Origin of the sequence: Arthrobacter sp. K5 (assembly GCF_040448525.1) — a bacterium.
In the GTDB taxonomy this organism is placed as follows: domain Bacteria; phylum Actinomycetota; class Actinomycetes; order Actinomycetales; family Micrococcaceae; genus Arthrobacter; species Arthrobacter globiformis.
Genome location: NZ_CP159279.1, coordinates 3838482 through 3856806, shown reverse-complemented (window position 1 = coordinate 3856806; position 18325 = coordinate 3838482). Strand labels below are relative to the sequence as shown.

Below are 18325 nucleotides of genomic sequence, written 5' to 3'. Positions count from 1 at the left end.
CGCGGCACAGGGGGCGGGGCCTAGAGGCCCGGCCCACCACCAAGCCGCCTGCCCGGCAAGTTTTACCGGCAGGACTATCATGCAAGTAAGACTTCACCCCTAGCAGCTTGGGAGAAACACCATTACCGACGTGACTGTTCAGGATGACATCTACTACGGCGGTCAGGCATCCGAGGACGTACCCGCACTCGCGGAAGCAACGTCGCCGGCGGCTGTGGCGCGCCTCAAGCACCGCCCCGACGTCGTTCGCCGGTCAGGCCGCTATGCGCTGATCAACGACACACGGACGCCCTACCAGGCCATGGTCGAGGACCTGCTCTTCCTGCGGAATGTGCTGGACGGGGCCGGGCTGGATTACCTGCTGGTGCGGGGCAACAACGACCGTCCGGTGGTCGCCCTCGACTGGAAGGACCGCAAGAAGCTGCGGTCCGCCCTCGTTGACGCCTGCCGGAGCGAGCCGTTCTACTCCATGACCGTGGACGCGAAGAAGAAGACGTCCGTCCTGGTGGCCGACGGCGAACTCTCCGTCAACCGGCAGGCACGCATCTTCCGGCTGTACCGCCCGCGGGTGGAGCCCAACGGCGGCTTCGAATTCGGGGCCTCCGCCGGCGTCCAGGTGGAGCTGTGGAGCTTCCTGGGCAACGAAGTAATCCTGCCGATCGAGAACTCCCTGACCCGCCGCACCATGATGGCACACGATGCCGTCCGCGGAACGGTTGAGCGGTATGGGCACACCTGGCCCACCATCGAGAATATGTTCGCTGACCACGCAAGCGATATCAGCTTTGATATCGACATGGTCTTCTCCTGGGTGGACGGCACCTCCCCGGAGTACATCGCCGCCCGGCGTGCCCGGATGGCGGGAGCCGTCCTTGGCGAAGGCGATGACCACGAGGCGCGCTACCGGCAAATCAACGAGCTCAAGTACGCGCTCCGGTCGGTGTACATGTTCGCACCGTGGGTCCGCCGCATCTTCATCGCGACGGACTCCCCCGCGCCGGAATGGCTGGCTGACCACCCGTCCGTCACCATTGTCCGGAGCGAGGAGTTCTTCGCCGACCCGTCGGTGCTGCCCACGCACAACTCGCAGGCCGTGGAGTGCCAGCTGCACCACATCGAGGGCCTTTCCGAGCACTTCCTCTACTCCAACGATGACATGTTCTTCGGGCGGCCTGTGGGGCCGGACATGTTCTTCACTCCGGGTGGCATCACCAAGTTCATCGAGGCGGAGACCCGCATCGGCCTCGGCGACAACGACGCCGAACGCAGCGGCTTCGAAAACGCGGCGCGGGTCAACCGCAAACTGCTCTGGAACCGCTTCGGCCGGATCACCACCCGCCACCTGGAGCACACGGCGGCACCGCTGCGGCGCAGCCTGGTTGCCCAGATGGAGCAGGAGTTCCCCGCGGAGTTCGCGAAGACTGCCGCCAGCACGTTCAGGGCCGCGGACAACATCTCCGTCACGAATTCCTTCTACCACTACTACGCGCTGCTGACCGGGCGGGCCGTCACCCAGACGGCAGCCAAGGTGCGCTACGTGGACACCACACTCCGGTCGGGACTGAAGTACCTGCCCAAGCTGCTGACCAAGCGCAACATGGACTTCTTCTGCCTCAACGACGGCAGTTTCCCGGAGGTTCCGGCCGGCGAACGTGCGGAGCTGGTTACGGACTTCCTGGAGAAGTACTTCCCGATCAAGGCGCCCTGGGAAAAGTAGGCGTCACAACGCAGAAACCCCGCCGGATCCGGCTCCGGCGGGGTTTCTGTGTGTACTGACGCTGCTTCCGCGTGAGCCCTCTATTTCCGCGTGAGCATCGGGCGTTTGGCCCCTTCCGGGATGCGGATTCCGGCTGCTGCCAGGCGCCGTTCCGTTTCCTCCGGGCTGACATACTCGCCCACAGTCGGAGTTGCGCCCAGCGGCACCACTGAATGCACCACCGTGTGCTCATAAACGTGCACCAGGTTGAAGGCCTGTCCGCCGTTGCGGCCGCGCGTGCCGCCGACCGGAACGTTCAGGTCCTGGGTGTAGCACGTCGCCGAGGCCACGGACACAGGGATGCCGGCGAAGCTCGCCGTCGTGGAGTAATGCAGGTGGCCGGCAAGGATGCTGCGCACATCCGAGTTGCGCACCACGGCCGCCAGGGACGCCTGGTCGCGGAGCTCCACCAGCACCGACAGGTCCAGCACCGACGGAACCGGCGGATGGTGCAGGGCCAGGATCGTGCCGTCCGGTGCGGGGGTCTCCAGCTGCCCGGCGAGCCAGTCCAGTTGGTTGTCGCTGAGTTCGCCGTGGTGATATCCGGGCACGGACGTGTCCATGGTGATGACCCGCAGCCCGTTGACGTAGTAGCTGTGGTCGACGGGGTCGTCGTTGCCGTGCTGGTCGAACAGGCCCGCGCGGAAGTTGGCGCGGTTGTCGTGATTGCCCATGGCCCAGATGACCTGGGCGCCGAGGTCCCGGCATGCGGGCTCCACGACAGCGCGGAGCTTGGCATAGGCCTCGGGGTCGCCCTTGTCCGCCAGGTCGCCGGTGAAAATCACGGCTTCCGGGCGTGCGCCGGAGGCCTGAACCTCATCGAAGAGCTGGATCAGGCGGGCTTCGCTGTCAACTGCGCCGTAGAGGGGGTCCGGACCTCCCAACAGATGGGTGTCACTCAGGTGGAGTAGAAAATGGCGTGGCCGGGGATGCTCGGCCTCGATGAGCTCCATTGCTGCCTTCGCGGTAGTTAGGAAGCGGGCGCCTCCTGTGTCCCTCTCAGTACGTTCCATCCAACCAGATAAAAAGCGAACTAGGGGGAAACGGGAGTTGGCATGTTGAAAAATTACAACACCGCCGCTGCTTTCAGGCTACCTTCCTCGCTTTCGTTTCCTCGCTCGGTCATCACCCGATGACCGCTCCATTAGTTGCCGCATTGTTGGGTTTGCCGCATTCCGCCGAACCTGACGGACAGTGGGCTATGCGCCCGGCAGCTTCGCCGCAGAGAAGCAGGGGGAACTCCCCCGGACAGTTCCGGGCGGAATGCTCTTCCGGAAAGTGCCCGGCTTACCGGTACAGCCTGTACAGCCGTCGTCGGCGGACGCATCCGCCGCCGGCACTGCATCGCCCTGAGGGCAACCGAAGCCCGGGTGCGTTCCGTCGGGTGTCGGCGGAATCTTTTGGAGGAAAGTCACATCGTGCTCTCTCGCCGGGTGCATGGCTGTCTTTAATGACAACGGCTTTGGCCTCTGTTGCATTCCCTGGACCTCCTCACCACGTGGCTTTCCCGGTGAGCGGACAGCCCGACGTCGGCTGCCCGCCACCGTTTACGGCGCCGCCGTGGACTCCGCTGTCGGAACAGCTTCTGCTGTGGCGTTCGCTGGTGCCGCGGCGGCATCCCCGGTTGGTGCGGCGCTTGGCGAAGTCGCGGTTGCCGGTTCCGACGTGGGAACTGGCGCCGGTGCCGGCGCGGCCGGAACCGTGGTTACGGTGTCCGCCGGCGTGGGGACCGGATCCGGCACAGGCGCCGGAGCGGGCTCGACGGGGGCAACATCCGTAGGGGCAGGTGTGGAACTCGTGATCGGCGCGGAGGGTTCGACCGGATCGGTGGGTGCCGGGGTCACGGACTCGGTGGGCGCTGGCTCCGCCGGCGGCGTGGTGGGGGCCGGGTCAGCCGGAGCCGGTTCGACCGGAGCCGGGTCCGCCGGCGGCGTGGTGGGTGTCGGGGTGGGTGTCGGCGTCGGTGTGGGGGTCGGCGTCGGTGTGGGAGTCGGCGTTGGGGTGGGCTGGGACTTGGCCGGCGCGGGAGGCTTCGGCGACGTCGGCTTGGGGCTTGCCGTAACAGTCGGAGTCGCCGTCGGGCTGGAGGTCGATGGACGGGACGAGGTGGAACCGGAGGTCGACGAGCTGGCAACCAGGGTGGTTCCCGCCGGGGCTGACGGGCCGCTGCGCGGGTTAGCCACGGCGGCTGCGGTGACCGGCGTCAGGCCGTCGTCAGTGTTGCCCGGCCCGCTGTTGCCGGGAATGTTGGGGATGGCCCACGCGTACGTGTTGGCGGCGCCGCCTTCGTAGCTGGTATATACGGCAGGTGTCAGCTGGTCGGTCTGCCGGATGGGCAGCAGGGTCCACTTCATCGGGTCCTGATGCTGACCGTCCTTGATCACCTCGAAATGCAGGTGGCAGCCCGTGGAGGATCCGGTGGTGCCCACCTCCGCAATGATCTCGCCTACCCGCACATGGTCGCCCTTTTCGACGGCGATGCCCTGCAGGTGGTTGTACGTGGTGATCAGGCCATTGCCGTGGTCAATTTCCACCCTGTTGCCGCCGCCCCAGGGATGCCATCCGGCAGCCCGGACCACGCCGGCGTCGGCAGCGTAGACGCGGGTGCCGCAGGCGGCGGCGTAGTCCTGGCCCCAGTGAAACTCTCCAGCTTCGCCGGTGATCGGGCTGTGCCGCAGGCCGAACGGGGAACTGGGAGTCAGCACCTCCAGGGGTGCCATGAGGAAGCCCGCCCCGGGCCGCTTCAGCGCGCTGGAAGCCACACCGGGAGATTTGGGGGTGCCCGTCTTGGTTGCCTTGACGGCGGTATTCGACACGGTGCGTCCGGTGGGAGCCTTCGCCGGGGCGGCGATGCCGGAGCCGCTGATCGGGTACCCGGGCGCGGTGGTGTCTGGATCAAGGAGCTCCGGCCCGACAACTCCCGAGGGAGGAGCAACCGGGACGGCAGCCCCCACGGGCTGCTGGATCGTGGCGGCGGGCCCCTGGAACCCGAAGGCAAAGACGGAGAAGCCGACAACCACCGCCGCGGATAGGCTCCGCAGGGCGGTCCGTCCCGGGCCGGTCACCCCCGGTGCGTGCTTGTGTCCCCCATTATTTGCCACAGAATTCTCCTGGTTCAGTACCCGCCAAACTCCTATCTCGACGAGCGTGTCCTCCATTGTGGCCACAGGCCAAAGCAGGGCGGTACCCCTAAAACTGGGGGGCCAGCGCGTGCAGTGTCATAGGCTTAACCGGCTGGCCTTGGCGCGCGAGAATGAAACATGGGTACTTTCCTGACGGAATGGCAGGCGGAACTGAAGCGCACGCTGACAGGCAGCCCGGATGCGCTGCCGGACTGGTCCCGGAAGTTTGCCCAGGGTGACGATCCCGGGTATTTCCTCCCCGGCTCTGCGGTCTGGGCCGTCCATGGCGGCGTGGCGACCATCGTTGGCGGCATCCGGTCCCTGCTGATGCAGACACTGCACCCCGCAGTCCTCGCCGGCGTCCACGACCATTCGAATTTCCGCGAGGATACGCTGGGCAGGCTGGCCCGGACCACGGCGTGGATCCACGCCCTCACGTACGGATCCACGACTGAAGCCCAGGCGGCAACCGGCAGGGTGGGCCGGCTGCATGAGTCCGTCAACGGCAAGTACGTCGATGGCGGCGGCAACGTCCGGAAGTACTCCGCCAACGATCCTGAACTGCTCCGCTGGGTGCACATCACGTTCACGGATTCGTTCCTCCGCGCTCATGAACTGTGGGGCGGCCCCATCCCGGGAGGCCCGGATGCCTACGTGCGCGAATGGGCTCAGGCGGGCAGGCTCATGGGCGTGGAGTTTCCGCCAGAGAGCAAGGCCGCCCTCGACCGGGAGCTTGGGGAATGGCTCGGCGGTGGCACTCTTCGCTGCGACGAACGGGTGGCCGAAACAGTCGCCTTCATCAGGAATCCGCCCCTGCACCCGCTGCTGAAACCGGGTTACCGAGTGCTTTTCGAGGCCGCCGTCCTGAGCTTGGAGCCTGGTTACCGCCGGCTGCTTGGGCTGCGCACTGCCCGGCTGGGCCCCCTGCCGCTGCCGGTGAGGGCGGCCGCCAGGGTGACTCTCGCCGTCGTACGCAGCGCACTGGGCCCGGCTAGCCCCAGCCAGCTAGCCGCGCGCGAACGGCTCCAGAGGCTGGGCGTAACCTAACCCCGCCCGTACTCAACGCAGGAAACAGAAAACCCGGCCCTGACAATGTCAGAACCGGGTTTTCCGATGGCGGAGAATGGGGGATTTGAACCCCCGAGGGCGTTAACCCAACACGCGTTCCAGGCGTGCGCCATAGGCCGCTAGGCGAATTCTCCAGCTGCTCTTGAACCAAAAGCAGATACTAGAATACCTGAACTTTCCGGCATCTCCCAATCGGCCGAAAATGGTGCCATGGTCCAGCTGCATTCACTCGTGGTTTACGTCCCCGAATCCCATGCCGAGGCGGTGCTCACCGCTATTGGAGATGCCGGCGCAGGCAGGCTGGGTGACTACTCACACTGCTCCTTCACGTCGCCGGGCACTGGACGGTTTACCCCCTTGCCCGGAGCCCGCCCCTACATCGGCACCACCGGCGAGCCGGAGGAGGTTTCCGAGGTCCGGATCGAGTGCATCGTGGAAGCGGACGTGCTCGACGCCGTTGTGCAGGGATTGCGGCGGGCCCACCCCTACGAGGAGCCGGCGTTCATGAGCTGGCCTGTGAACGGGCACCGCTAAGACGACGGCGGCGCCCGCCACTGCCCCACCGGAGCCGATTCGAGCCACGCCCAAAGTTCAGGTAAAGTATCTGACGGCCCCTCATGTGGCGTCATCCTGTTGAACTCCCCCAGGACCGGAAGGTAGCAAGGGTAGATGGGCTCTGGCGGGTGCATGAGGGGTCTCTTATTTAATGTCAGTCCCTATAGGTAGGTTTTCCCTGTGACTGTTACAACTGCCCTTTACCGCAGGTACCGCCCGGACTCGTTCGCGGACGTTATCGGGCAGGAACACGTCACGGAGCCGCTGATGACGGCGCTGCGCAAGAACCGTGTGAACCACGCCTACCTTTTCTCCGGCCCGCGCGGCTGCGGCAAGACCACGTCTGCGCGCATCCTGGCGCGTTGCCTCAACTGCGCGAAGGGCCCCACGGACACCCCGTGCGGCGTCTGCCCCAGCTGCGTCGAACTCGCCCGCGGCGGCGCCGGCTCCCTCGACGTCATCGAGATCGACGCCGCCAGCCACGGCGGCGTGGATGACGCCCGCGACCTCCGGGAACGCGCCACCTATGCTCCGGTACGGGACCGCTACAAGATCTTCATCATTGACGAGGCCCACATGGTCACCTCGGCGGGCTTCAACGCCCTGCTGAAAATCGTCGAAGAGCCGCCGGAACACATCAAGTTCATCTTCGCCACCACCGAGCCGGACAAGGTCATCGGAACCATCCGCTCCCGCACGCACCACTACCCCTTCCGGCTCGTACCGCCGGAACCGCTCATGGCCTACCTCGAGCAGCTCTGCCAGCAGGAAAACGTCCCGGTGGCCCCCGGCGTGCTGTCGCTGGTGATCCGTGCGGGTGCGGGGTCCGTGCGGGACTCGCTGTCCGTGCTGGACCAGCTCATGGCAGGCGCCGGACCCAATGGCCTCGATTACGAACTCGCCGTGGCACTCCTCGGGTACACACACGCCTCGCTACTGGACGACGTCGTCGAGGCCATCGCCGCTTCCGATGCTGCCACGGTCTTCCGCGCCGTGGACCGCGTCATCCAGACGGGGCACGACCCCCGCCGCTTCGTGGAGGATCTCCTCGAACGCTTCCGCGACCTCATCATCGTGCAGGCCATGCCGGAAAGCGCACAGGCCATCCTCCGCGGCATGCCGGCCGACCAGATCGCCCGGATGCAAAGCCAGGCACACAATCTCGGCGCAGCCGAGCTGTCCCGCGCCGCCGACGTCACGAACACCGCGCTGACGGAGATGACGGGTGCCACGTCGCCGCGGCTGCACCTGGAACTGCTCTGCGCCCGCATCCTGCTGCCCAGTTCCGAGCAGACCGAACGCGGCATCGCCGCCAGGATCGACCGCGTGGAGCGGCGCCTGAACTATGGAGGGTCCGACGCCGGTGCTCCCGCTGCGGTTACGGCGGCCATGCCGGCGCCTGCCGCAGCCGCGCCCGCTGTTTCCCCTGCTGCCACGTCGACCCCTGCTCCCGCTGCGGCTTCGCCGGTTTCGCCTGCTCCGGCAGAGGCGGCTCCGGCGTCCACGCCAACGCCGCCCGCTCCGGCACCGGCCCAGGCACCGGCTCCGGCGCAGAGCGGGCCGCGGGTGGGCCCGCCCAGCATCCAGGACGCACCAGCGGCACAGGACGCACCCGGACGGGAAGCCCTGGCAGCACCGCGGATCACCACGGGTGACTGGCCCATGGATGACGCCGCCGCACGCGACCGCCGCCCGGCCCCGGAGTCACCCGACGGCCAGGGCCGGGAGTCTGTGCCACAGCGTCCCGCGGCTTCGCAGGCACCGGAGTCCGCCCCGCGGCCTGAACCGGCACAGCGCCAACAGGCCCCAAGCCCCGAGCCGGTGGCGGCGCAGGCGGCCCCTTCGGCCCCCGCTCCGCAGTCCCGCGCCCAAGCCCCGTCGAACACAGCCCCTTCGAGCACAGCCTCTTCGAACACAGCCCCTTCGAGCACAGCCTCTTCGAACACAGCCCCTTCGAGCTCAGCCTCTGCCGGTGCAGCCCCGGCCGGTGGGCATGCCGACGTGGAGGTACTCCGCCGCGCCTGGCCCGAGGTCCTGCAGACCCTGGCAAGAATCAAGCGGAGCACATGGGCGCTCGTGGAGCCCAATGCCCAGGTCGGCCAGTTTGACGGCCAGGTCCTGACGCTCATCTTCACCACCTCCGGGCTGGCCGGAGCCTTCGGCAGGGCAGACCACTCCGAGAATCTGCGCCAGGCCATCCACAAAACCATCGGCATCGACTGCCAGATCACCGCCGTGGCAGGCGCCGGCAGCTCAGCGAGCTCTGAGCCAAACCCAAAAGCGCCTACTAGCCGGGACATTCCGGCTACCACCACCGACGCAGATTGGGGCCTGGCACCCGCTGGTGGCCCCGGGCAGCCGGAGCCCGCCGCGGCCCGCCCTGCGGCAACAGGCACGGCTCCGGTGTCGCCGGATTCGGCCACCGCGCCCGCCGCCGGGCATGTCCCTCCTTCTTCGCCGCAGGCTCCAGCTGCTGTTTCCGCGCCGTTGGGGTCCGGACCAACCATCACGGCGTCCCGGTCGGACATCGAAGCACCCGCCGGCGTCGGAGGCGCTGCTGGCGCAGCAACCACTACTGCACCCGCTGCCCCCGCCGCACCTGTCGGCGCCGGCAGTGTTGCCGGAGCATCCGGCCATGCACCGTCCGTGTCGTCCCGGCAACCTGCCTCACAGCCGGTGGCCACGGAGCCTGTGGCGTCACACGGCCCTGTTGCCCGTGGGCCGCAGCAGCAGGCCGGCGACTATTCCTATCCGGATGACGACTGGGGCCCTCCGCTCGACGAGGACGCACCTCCGCTGGAAGAAGAGCCTCCCATGGATTGGGAGCCGTCGCGCCAGTGGCAGAGCAGCCCTGCGCCATCGCCTGCACCGGAGATAACGGCGCCCGAGATACAGTCGCCGAAGATTCAGGCGCCGGAAGTAACCCGGCCTGTCAGGTCCGCACCGTCGGCTGCGCAGACCCCTGCAAAAACTGCTGCGCCGGTACAGGCGCAGCGCCAGCCTGCTCCGGACACTTCGGCTGATCCGTGGTCCCGCGCTGTCGAGCAGACACCTGGCGTGTGGGCTCTCGCTTCCGAAAGCAATGTGGGCAAATACCCCGGAGCAGCTGCCAATGGGCGCGACGAGGAGCCAACCGGGTCGGCCGCACCGGTGTACCCGCCGGCCGCCGCCCAGCCGCCGCACCCTGGCGGTCCCGTCACCGAAGGCCAGCCGTCCACCGGGCCGGGTGGGACTGCGCCGGCTGGAACTGTGCAGGGTGGACCTGAGCAGGGTGGATCTGAGCCGGGTTGGAGCGCCCCGGGTGATGGTGCCCCGGGTTGGAGCGCCCCTGCTGAGAACGGACCGGAAACTGCCGAGCGCGGCGCCCCTGAGCTCGAGCGCGCCTACGCCATGGCATCCGCCCCGGCAGCTGCCAGCCACGATTACGGTGCACCCACCACCCAGGGCGTCCGCCCACCCGCCGTGACTGCAGCCGCCGACGCCGTCCCGGTCCGGGTTCCCGTATTCGCACCCGGCCCCGGACCGGCAGTCCAGGCAGGACCAGCAGTTAATGCGGGACCGTCAGTCCAGGCCGGACCCTCGGTTGCGGCTGCCCGTGCCACCGCACCGGCACCTGCACCTGCACCGGCGACTCCCGCCAGAGGCAAGCTGAGCCTCTACCAGAGGCTCTCCAACAGCCCGGAGGCCGAGGCAGGCCGGGCCAAGGCGCCAGCGCGGAGCATCGAGGAACCGGCACAGTACGTGCAGGACATCCCCAGCGCGGATGACGAAACCATTGAGGAGTCGGGCGTCTTTGGCCGTGCCGCCGTCGAGCGTATTCTGGGCGGAAAGCTCATCGAAGAACGGTCGCTGGACGGCAGCCCCCTGATGCCCCGGTTCTAGCCGGCGGCACCGGCCCTGAAGCGGCTCCCGCCCCAGGCGAGGACCCAGGGGCCGGGCAGGCCGCCCCGCGACGTCCCGGTGCCCCGTCTGGTGGCACCGGCCATCTTTCAACCAAGCAATCGAGGAAAAAGTGTACGAGGGTGCAGTTCAGGAGCTGATCGACGAGCTCGGACGCCTTCCCGGTGTGGGACCGAAGTCCGCGCAGCGCTTGGCGTTCCACATCCTGGAGGCAGACCCCCAGGACATGAAGCGGCTGGTGGAGGCCATCACCACCGTCAAGGAGCGGGTCAAGTTCTGCGCCGCGTGCGGCAACGTGACCGAGCAGGAACTGTGCAACATTTGCCGGGATCCGAGGCGGGATCCCGCCGTCATCTGCGTCGTGGAGGAGTCCAAGGACGTGCTGGCCGTGGAGCGCACCCGCTCATTCCGGGGCCGTTACCACGTGCTCGGAGGCGCCATCAACCCCATTGCCGGCGTCGGCCCGGAGCAGCTCCGGATCCGCGAGCTCCTCAACCGGCTCAGTGACGGCGCCGTCCAGGAAATCATCATCGCCACCGACCCGAATCTTGAGGGTGAGGCCACCGCCACCTATCTGGCGCGCATGCTGCAGTCCATCGGGATCGCGGTCACCCGTCTCGCGTCCGGGCTGCCCGTGGGCGGCGACCTTGAGTACGCGGATGAAGTCACCCTGGGCAGGGCCTTCGAGGGCCGCCGGAATGCCCTCAGCTGACAGTAAGGGTCACAATTCCACAGCGGGCGGACCACAGCGATAAACTGGGTAGGCCGCCGTGCCACAAGGCCGCCTGGCCTCCAGAACTCCAATTTGATCCAGTGAGGGTGCACGCATGAGTATGCCCAGTACCGATGTGAAAACCGAACCGCAGCCGCAGGAGCTGCCCGCAGATGCTGCTGTCACCACGCAGCTCATTGTGCAGAAGTTCGGCGGCTCCTCGGTGGCTGACGCTGACGGCATCAAGCGCGTGGCCCGGCGCGTGGTCGACGCCCAGAAGGCCGGCAACGAAGTCGTCGTCGTCGTCTCCGCCATGGGTGACACCACCGACGAGCTCCTTGACCTTGCCGCCCAGGTCACCGACTCAGCCCCGGCCCGCGAGATGGACATGCTCCTCTCCGCCGGTGAGCGCATCTCCATGGCCCTGCTGGCCATGGCCATCAACAAGTTCGGTGCGTCCGCGCAATCCTTCACGGGTTCCCAGGCCGGCATGATCACGGACGGAATCCACGGCAAAGCCCGGATCATCGACGTCGACCCGCACCGCATCCGCACCGCCCTGGACAAGGGTCACATTGCCATCGTCGCCGGTTTCCAGGGCATGAGCCGCTCCACCAACGAGATCACCACCCTCGGCCGCGGCGGTTCGGACACCACGGCGGTGGCCCTCGCCGCCGCCCTCGAGGCAGACGTCTGCGAGATCTACACCGACGTTGACGGCATCTACACCGCGGACCCCCGCGTCGTTCCTTCAGCGCAGAAAATCGACCGCATCTCCAGCGAGGAGATGCTGGAGCTGGCCGCCTCCGGCGCCAAGATCCTCCACCTCCGGTGCGTCGAATATGCCCGGCGGTTCGGCGTGCCGCTGCACGTCCGTTCCTCATTCAGCCAGAACGAAGGCACCTGGGTCCTGCCCGGCGCCGATGACAAGATCACGACTCAAGAGGGAGTTGCCTTGGAGCAGCCAATCATCTCCGGTGTTGCACACGACCGCTCGGAAGCAAAGGTCACCGTCGTCGGTGTTCCGGACATCCCCGGCAAGGCTGCCGCGATCTTCCAGGTCATCGCGGACGCGCACTCGAACATTGACATGATCGTCCAGAACGTTTCCACGCACGGCACCGGCAGGACCGACATCTCCTTCACGCTGCCCATCGTCGAGGGCGCCGATGCCCTTGCCGCCCTCCGTGCCGCCCAGGCCGAGATCGGTTTCGAAAGCATCGAGTACAACGAGCAGATCGGCAAGCTGTCACTGATCGGCGCCGGCATGCGCTCCCACCCGGGCGTTTCGGCCACGTTCTTCAAGGCCCTGTCCGCCGCAGGCATCAACATCAACATGATCTCCACTTCGGAAATCCGCATTTCCGTGGTGACCCACGCTGACCTGCTCGATGACGCTGTCCGCGCCATCCACAAAGCATTCGACCTGGACAGCGAAGCTGTTGCCACCGTCTACGGCGGCACCGGCCGCTAGGCCGCCTGCCCCAGCGCCGTCAGAGACAGCGAGTCAGAGGCAGCGCTGACATAGCCAGCGCAGAAAGAAGCCCGGTGCGTTCACGCACCGGGCTTCTTCGGCTTGAATAAGGGCGCTGTCACTTTTCCAGGTCGCTCTTACGGACAGCATAGTGGTGCCCCTCCGAGTCGGTCTCGACTTCGAACTGGGCCAAATCATCTTCGGAAGCATGCTCATAATCGTCATGCAGGTGAACCACCGGCGCAGCTGAATCGCCTACGGCGGCAGGGCCGAATACGAACCGGAGCCTGTCCGTCAGGTTCATAAAGCCACTGAGCACATGTGCCACAAGTCCCACCCCCTTCCCTGCTTGAAGGCGTCAGAGCGTCTGCCCTTCGGGTTGCCAGTGCCCTTATTTTACGCCGGGACCCCGAAAAAGAACCCGGCCGGCAGTAGTCCGACCGGCGAAATGATCCAGCGGCTGCTAGCGCAGGGACTTATCGTCGGGGTTGCGGGGCACAACGTATGTGCTGCCGTCCGGGCGCGTGACCGTTTCCCACTGCTGCGTCTCGGCCTCGCGCTGGGCGAGCAGTTTGCGGTTCTCCTCGGTCATGTCGTGGACCAGCGAACTCCTGTTGGCCGGTCCAAAAACCGCCCTGAGCTTGCCGGTTGCCCGCATGAACCGCTGCGCGCCGTTCTCTTTTGCCACGGTATCCACTCCATTTCGAGACTAGTGCCACTACCAATGATACCGAACGATTCGTGCACTAACGATCTGGGATCCTGTTCGCCGTCCCGCCCGGCGTTAGGCCGGGAGAAGCACGACGCCGGGACCCACCACAAGCGGTGAGTCCCAGCGTCGTCCGCCCCCAGGTCAGCGGCGCTCCCAGATCAGCGGCGCTATGCCACCGGCCGCACCGCCACCGGTGACCGGACGGTGTTGTCGCCCGACGTCCACGTCAGGGATCCGGTGGAGTATGCGTTCAGCGGCGCCCCTGCGGTGGTGAACGTAATCGTGAACGTGGCGCTTTCACCCTCGGCCAGCGTCACTTCTGCCGGGCTGACGGTGGCGGTGATGCCTGGAAGGGTGATCGCTGCCCGGTAGGTTCCCGCCGTCACCGCCGTGACCGACCGCGTGACGGTCTGGCTGCCGGACATGGCGCCCAGTGCCACCGAGGGGAGGTTGACGTCCTTGGCTGCGATGGGGGCGACACCAAGGTCGATTCCCTGTCCCTGGAGGAAGCCCATCCAGTCTCCGATGCCGGCGTCGTAAACAAGCCCCGGGGAGTCGAACCGGGCCGGATCGACGTGTCCGGCGCCTTGGGCAAAGACGTCATGCACCTCGGTGCCGGTCGCGTTGACCAGGTCATAGGCCGTGGTCATGATGGCGGATTTCACGGCCGCCGGAGACCACTGCGGGTTCTTGCCCAGGAGCAGCGCACCAGAGCCGGCGATGTGCGGCGACGCCATGGACGTGCCGGACAGGAAACCGAAGTCCTCGCCGTTGAAGCCGACCGGTGAAACGGCGGCCAGCACAGCCACACCCGGAGCCGTCACGTCAGGCTTGAGCAGGTCCCCGTCTGCTGCCAGGGTGGGCCCGCGTGAGGAGAATTCCGCAACCTGCGGCACGGGCGGGGGTTCGGCCCCCGTGGTGTCGGTCGCCTTGAGGCTTGCCGTCATGCCCGGGGTCGCCGCTACCAGGTCCTTGATCTTCGGGTCGTCTATGTGGACCGTGGGCACGCTGTGCAGATCGGCGTCGAGCGAGCCGGACGTCAGGTTGACCAGAACCATGCCCACGCCGCCGGCGCGCTCAACCTCGGCGCTCTTGTCAACGCGTGCCACAACACCGCGGTCGCAGACCACGATCTTGTCTGCAGTTTTTGCCGGGTCCAGGGAGTTCGGCGCGCACAGCGCCGCATCCGTAGCCAGGGCCGCGGCCGCCTTCACGTCCACGGCCAGCACGATCGGCTTGGCGTCCACCTCGCTGCTCATGACGCTGGCACCGGCGAACTTGCTACCGTCCGACAGTTCCGCGGTTCCGCGGAGCGTGTTGTCGAATGTCGAGGCTGCCACGCTGGTGATCCAGGGGCCGGCGTGGTTGACGGTCGAGGCAGTCGGGCCGGAGTTGCCGGCGGACGCAGCCACGAAGATGCCTGCGGCCGCGGCGTTAAGGAACGCAAGGGAAACGGCATCGACTGTGGAGTTGTTGTTTCCCGAGATGGAGAAGTTCAGCACGTCCACGCCGTCGAGGACGGCGTCCTGGATAGCGTTGAGAATGTCTGATTCAACGCACCCGGTGGCCTCCGGAACGGCGCCTTCCCAGCAGACCTTGTAGACGGCAATCTTGGCCGCCGGCGCAACGCCTGAGCTCTTGCCGAAGTCGCGCCCGCCTGCCGTCTGGGTGACGTCGGCGTTTCCGGCCGCGGTGCTGCCGGTGTGGGATCCGTGGCCGTTTACGTCCAGCGGCGAGAACTTCTCACTGGGTGACCGGAATTCCGGAGGAACCGCTGCCTTGTACGCCTTGTCGTAGAACCTGGCACCGATGACCTTGCTGTTGCATTCCGTGCCGTCGAACCCGTCGCCGGCCACGCAGTCGCCCACGAAGGTCCCGCCGTTGGCCTTGCGCATGGCGATCACGTTGCCCTGGAGGCGGTATGGCACGCCCACGTCCGGGGTGCCGGACAGCGGATCGACGGTGTCCCCCGCGAAGAACGGGTTGTCGGGCGTGTAGCCGGTGTCCAGCATGCCGACCACGATGCCCTTGCCCGCTTCATCTTTGCCGCCGAACTGCTGGTCCCACACGCCGTCGCCGCCGGGCAGTCCGAGGAAGTCCGTGCTTGAGTAATCCGGCTTGCGGATGCTGTCCGGGACCACGGCCAGCACGTCGGTGTCACCGGCGAGCGCCTTCGCCTGGGCGGCGGAGAGAACTGCGCTGAAGGCGTTGAGAGCCAGGGTGTAGCTCCTGTTGATGGTCACGCCCGTGGACGCTGCCGCCTCCCGCTGCTTGGCCTTCAGGTGGGCATCGTACTTGCGCGAGTTGGGGCCGGAGGGGTTCAGCTTCTTCCCCTTCGGCACGGCCGTGCCGGGGATACCCGGGACGCCGCCGGAGTATGTGGCCAGCGGTTTGTCCTTGAGCATCACGATGTAGTGGCCGTCGTCGAGCGGGGACGCCGCCGGCTGCGCGGCCGCAGGCTGGGCACCGGCTGGCTGCGCCGATGCAGGTGCAGGAGCCGCCGCCGTTGGACCGGCGAGGCCCTGTCCAATGACCATGGCAAGGGCCACGGCGAAGATGGCCGGCAGCCTTCTGCTATGTCCGGGGCGGGTAGGGGATTGCTGAGGGATCATGGGGGATGCCTTCCTTGGTTCAGGACCTGTAGACCTTCGGTCCCACGAACTGGACGCTCTGCCCCCCATGGGCGTCATCACTATGTGGTTATGCCGCGCACCCGTTGATGTCAGAAAGATACCGCGGACGCCCGCAAGAATCGATACCCTTCCGTTAGCAATTGCCGGGTACCGTTATCCGCCTGTACCGGACGGCCCGGGGCCCCGACGGTAGAATGGGAAAAACTTGAGGAGACCCGGCATGCGCAAGCAACTGATTTCTGTGCTGCTCGCCCTCGCGGCGACGGGCGGTCTCGCGGCCTGCACCCCGAGCACCGGACCCGGCCAGCCTTCGGCCACCCCCGGGACCACCACCGGCTCGCCGGGGACCGAATCCCCGGGCACCGAAACCCCCGGCACCCAGACTCCGGGCACTGGAACCCCCGGCACCGGCACTCCCAGTACCCCGGCGCCCGGCTCTACACCGCCCGACGCCGAAACGACAGTCCCAGCGCCCGCACCCCCTGCCGCTTCTCCCCTGCCGTCCGGGCCCGGCGCCGGCGATGCCGAACTGTCCATCACTGTCAAAGCGTCCAAGGACGGCAAGGTCGTCAACTACACGCTGGTCTGCAAAGACGGCGCGCCGATGGCGGAAAGCCAGCACCCCAACGCTGCCGCAGGCTGCACGGCTCTGAAGAACAATGCAGCCATCGTGAACCGCGCTGCTCCGCCCAAGGGCATCTCCTGCACGCAGCAGTACGGCGGGCCGCAGGTGGCCACCGTGACCGGCGAAGTCAATGGCACCCCGGTGGAGACCTCCTTCGCCCTGCGGGACGGCTGCCAGATCGGTGCCTGGAACGCCGCCAAGGACATCCTCGGCGCTGCAGGCGGGGCCCTTTAGCACTGTGGCAGGCACTGCTTTGACGATCCCCGTTGCCCAGGTTCTCTCCCCCGCCGACTGGAGGGAACGGGAAACCGCCCACGTGCGCAGGGTGCGCCGCTACGCCGATCCCTACCTTGCCCGGCGCTCCGCGGGACGGAAGCATCCCGTGGAGGACTTCCTCTTCACGTACTACACGCAAAAGCCAGGCCAGCTGCTGCGCTGGCATCCCGGGGACGGCGTGGTCCTCTCCGGGACGGAGGCTGCCGCCCGGAGGGACTGGAAATACTACAAAGCGCTCGACGGCGGTGAGCTTGCCAGCGTGGGCCTCCCGCCGGGCAGCACCGCGGTGGCGTTCGATCGGGAGGCATTCCTGGCCGAACGGCGCGACGCGCTCCTGTTTGCCCGGATCATCCTGGCCGGAACAGCCGCGCGGCCCGCGCAGTTCGGGTGCTTCGGCCTGCATGAGTGGGCCATGGTCTACCGGCAGGAGAAGTTCGAGCTGCGCCACGAGTACCTCAAGTTGCGGCTGGGCGGCGCGGGCACGGACAAGGTGGTTGAGGACAACAGGATCCGCTGCTCCCACTTCGACGCGTTCCGGTTCTACACACCCGACGCCGTGCCCCTGAACGAGCTGTCGCCCAGCAGGGAGAACCAGCGCACCATGGAGCAGCCCGGGTGCCTGCACGCCAACATGGACCTCTACAAGTGGGCGTACAAGCTCTCGCCGGCCCTGCCGAGCGAACTCGTGATGGACTGCTTCGAGCTGTCGTGGCGGGTGCGGGCCATGGACATGCAGGCTTCCCCCTATGACCTCACAGACTGGGGCCACCCGGCCATTCCGATTGAGACCCCCGACGGCAAGGCGGCTTATGTGGAGCAGCAGCGGGCCTTCTCGGCCGAGGCCCAGGAGCTGCGCGGCCGGCTGATGGCCGCCCTCGCTCCGCTCCTCGACAGCCTCGGAACGGAGGACGAACGGTGAGCGACACACCTGCCTCCCCGCCCCGGGACCCCGGCCTGACTCCGGACCCGGACGTCGAACTGACCGTCATCCTCACCCACTCGCCCGGCGGCCCGGAACACGTCTTTGCCCTCGTCAGCCGTTCCGGCCAGGTGGTGGAATCGACACTGCCGGATCCGGCGGCGGCGATTGCCGCCGTCGGCCGCTTCGGCGAACGGATCTTTTTCCCCGAACCCGGCCCGCCCAAGCTGTGCACCCAGCAGTACGGCGGCCCCCAGGTTGCGGTGGTCACCGGCACCTTCAACGGACGCGCCGTGAACTCCCGGTTTTCCATGACGGACGGCTGTGAAATTGCCCGCTGGCGGGCGCTGTCCCCGCTGCTGGGCGGAGTGGCCGGGTCCACGGGCGCCATCTGAGCTGCCAGGACTTTGCGAGCTTCCCAACGCGCCGTCCACGAAGAGTTTTTGTCCACCTATCGTCACTTGCGGGGCGGCTAGCGCCCCTTATCCGTACAAAGACTCCAGCCAAATGCAGCGAAAGCCGGCGGGACCCTGGCATTGTGTGCCACGCCCGCCGGCCTTCGGTGTGGGGTCC

The 18325-nt window shown here is 67.1% G+C and carries 13 protein-coding genes, 1 tRNA gene, 1 other RNA gene and 2 pseudogenes; 10 read left to right on the top strand and 7 right to left on the bottom strand.

The window, feature by feature from the left end:
* Nucleotides 1-130: 130 nt before the first annotated feature.
* Complete coding sequence (locus tag ABRP34_RS17605; RefSeq protein ID WP_003798465.1) at nt 131-1717, top strand: stealth conserved region 3 domain-containing protein; 1587 nt, start codon at nt 131-133, stop codon at nt 1715-1717.
* 80 nt (nt 1718-1797) lie between these two features.
* Here ABRP34_RS17605 and ABRP34_RS17600 read toward each other — a convergent pair whose 3' ends face one another.
* A complete protein-coding gene (locus ABRP34_RS17600; RefSeq protein ID WP_353711161.1) occupies nt 1798-2709 on the bottom strand; it encodes a phosphodiesterase in 912 nt (303 codons plus the stop codon).
* Nucleotides 2710-3303: 594 nt separating this feature from the next.
* Entirely contained in the window at nt 3304-4857 is a 1554-nt protein-coding gene (locus ABRP34_RS17595; protein WP_353711160.1) for a M23 family metallopeptidase, read from the bottom strand.
* Between the two features lie 159 nt (nt 4858-5016).
* Here ABRP34_RS17595 and ABRP34_RS17590 point away from each other — a divergent pair, with 159 nt between their 5' ends.
* Nucleotides 5017-5925 carry an oxygenase MpaB family protein gene (locus tag ABRP34_RS17590; RefSeq protein ID WP_353711159.1) on the top strand — a complete coding sequence of 303 codons (909 nt, stop codon included), beginning with the start codon at nt 5017-5019 and terminating at the stop codon, nt 5923-5925.
* A 67-nt stretch (nt 5926-5992) separates the two neighbouring features.
* On the opposite strand, the gene ABRP34_RS17585 is transcribed toward ABRP34_RS17590, so the two are convergent.
* A tRNA-Ser gene (locus tag ABRP34_RS17585) sits at nt 5993-6080 on the bottom strand.
* Between the two features lie 76 nt (nt 6081-6156).
* Between ABRP34_RS17585 and ABRP34_RS17580 the strand changes: the two genes are divergently transcribed.
* The 3 genes and pseudogenes from ABRP34_RS17580 to ABRP34_RS17570 all read left to right on the top strand — a co-directional run.
* Nucleotides 6157-6480 (top strand): hypothetical protein, encoded by a 324-nt coding sequence (locus ABRP34_RS17580; RefSeq protein ID WP_353711158.1) that lies wholly within the window; start codon nt 6157-6159, stop codon nt 6478-6480.
* 72 nt (nt 6481-6552) lie between these two features.
* An RNA gene (ffs, locus tag ABRP34_RS17575) (signal recognition particle sRNA small type) lies at nt 6553-6649 on the top strand.
* 32 nt (nt 6650-6681) lie between these two features.
* A pseudogene (locus ABRP34_RS17570) lies at nt 6682-8124 on the top strand (DNA polymerase III subunit gamma and tau); the annotation flags it as partial.
* A 284-nt stretch (nt 8125-8408) separates the two neighbouring features.
* Here the strand turns inward: ABRP34_RS17570 and ABRP34_RS17565 are convergent.
* Nucleotides 8409-8630: pseudogene (locus tag ABRP34_RS17565) on the bottom strand (hypothetical protein); the annotation flags it as partial.
* Between the two features lie 1883 nt (nt 8631-10513).
* Here ABRP34_RS17565 and recR point away from each other — a divergent pair.
* Both recR and ABRP34_RS17555 read left to right on the top strand, forming a co-directional pair.
* Entirely contained in the window at nt 10514-11113 is a 600-nt protein-coding gene (gene recR, locus ABRP34_RS17560; RefSeq protein ID WP_003798454.1) for a recombination mediator RecR, read from the top strand.
* A gap of 115 nt (nt 11114-11228) precedes the next feature.
* Complete coding sequence (locus ABRP34_RS17555) at nt 11229-12587, top strand: aspartate kinase (RefSeq protein WP_003798452.1); 1359 nt, start codon at nt 11229-11231, stop codon at nt 12585-12587.
* Between the two features lie 118 nt (nt 12588-12705).
* Here the strand turns inward: ABRP34_RS17555 and ABRP34_RS17550 are convergent, their stop codons facing one another.
* The 3 genes from ABRP34_RS17550 to ABRP34_RS17540 all read right to left on the bottom strand — a co-directional run bounded on the left by ABRP34_RS17550 (nt 12706) and on the right by ABRP34_RS17540 (nt 15911).
* A complete protein-coding gene (locus tag ABRP34_RS17550; protein ID WP_353713396.1) occupies nt 12706-12915 on the bottom strand; it encodes a hypothetical protein in 210 nt (69 codons plus the stop codon).
* A 135-nt stretch (nt 12916-13050) separates the two neighbouring features.
* Nucleotides 13051-13275 carry a hypothetical protein gene (locus tag ABRP34_RS17545; RefSeq protein ID WP_003798448.1) on the bottom strand — a complete coding sequence of 75 codons (225 nt, stop codon included), beginning with the start codon at nt 13273-13275 and terminating at the stop codon, nt 13051-13053.
* 191 nt (nt 13276-13466) lie between these two features.
* Nucleotides 13467-15911, bottom strand: a complete 2445-nt coding sequence (locus ABRP34_RS17540) for a S8 family peptidase (RefSeq protein ID WP_353711157.1) — start codon at nt 15909-15911, stop codon at nt 13467-13469.
* A gap of 241 nt (nt 15912-16152) precedes the next feature.
* Here ABRP34_RS17540 and ABRP34_RS17535 point away from each other — a divergent pair, with 241 nt between their 5' ends.
* The 3 genes from ABRP34_RS17535 to ABRP34_RS17525 are packed head-to-tail and all read left to right on the top strand — an operon-like array spanning nt 16153 to nt 18147.
* Nucleotides 16153-16791 carry an SSI family serine proteinase inhibitor gene (locus ABRP34_RS17535; protein WP_353711156.1) on the top strand — a complete coding sequence of 213 codons (639 nt, stop codon included), beginning with the start codon at nt 16153-16155 and terminating at the stop codon, nt 16789-16791.
* 19 nt (nt 16792-16810) lie between these two features.
* Nucleotides 16811-17752: a 3-methyladenine DNA glycosylase gene (locus ABRP34_RS17530; protein ID WP_353711155.1), complete on the top strand. Its 942-nt coding sequence runs from the start codon at nt 16811-16813 to the stop codon at nt 17750-17752.
* Nucleotides 17749-18147 carry a serine protease inhibitor gene (locus ABRP34_RS17525; RefSeq protein ID WP_353711154.1) on the top strand — a complete coding sequence of 133 codons (399 nt, stop codon included), beginning with the start codon at nt 17749-17751 and terminating at the stop codon, nt 18145-18147. The genes ABRP34_RS17530 and ABRP34_RS17525 overlap by 4 nt, the downstream gene beginning before the upstream one ends.
* Nucleotides 18148-18325 lie beyond the last annotated feature (178 nt).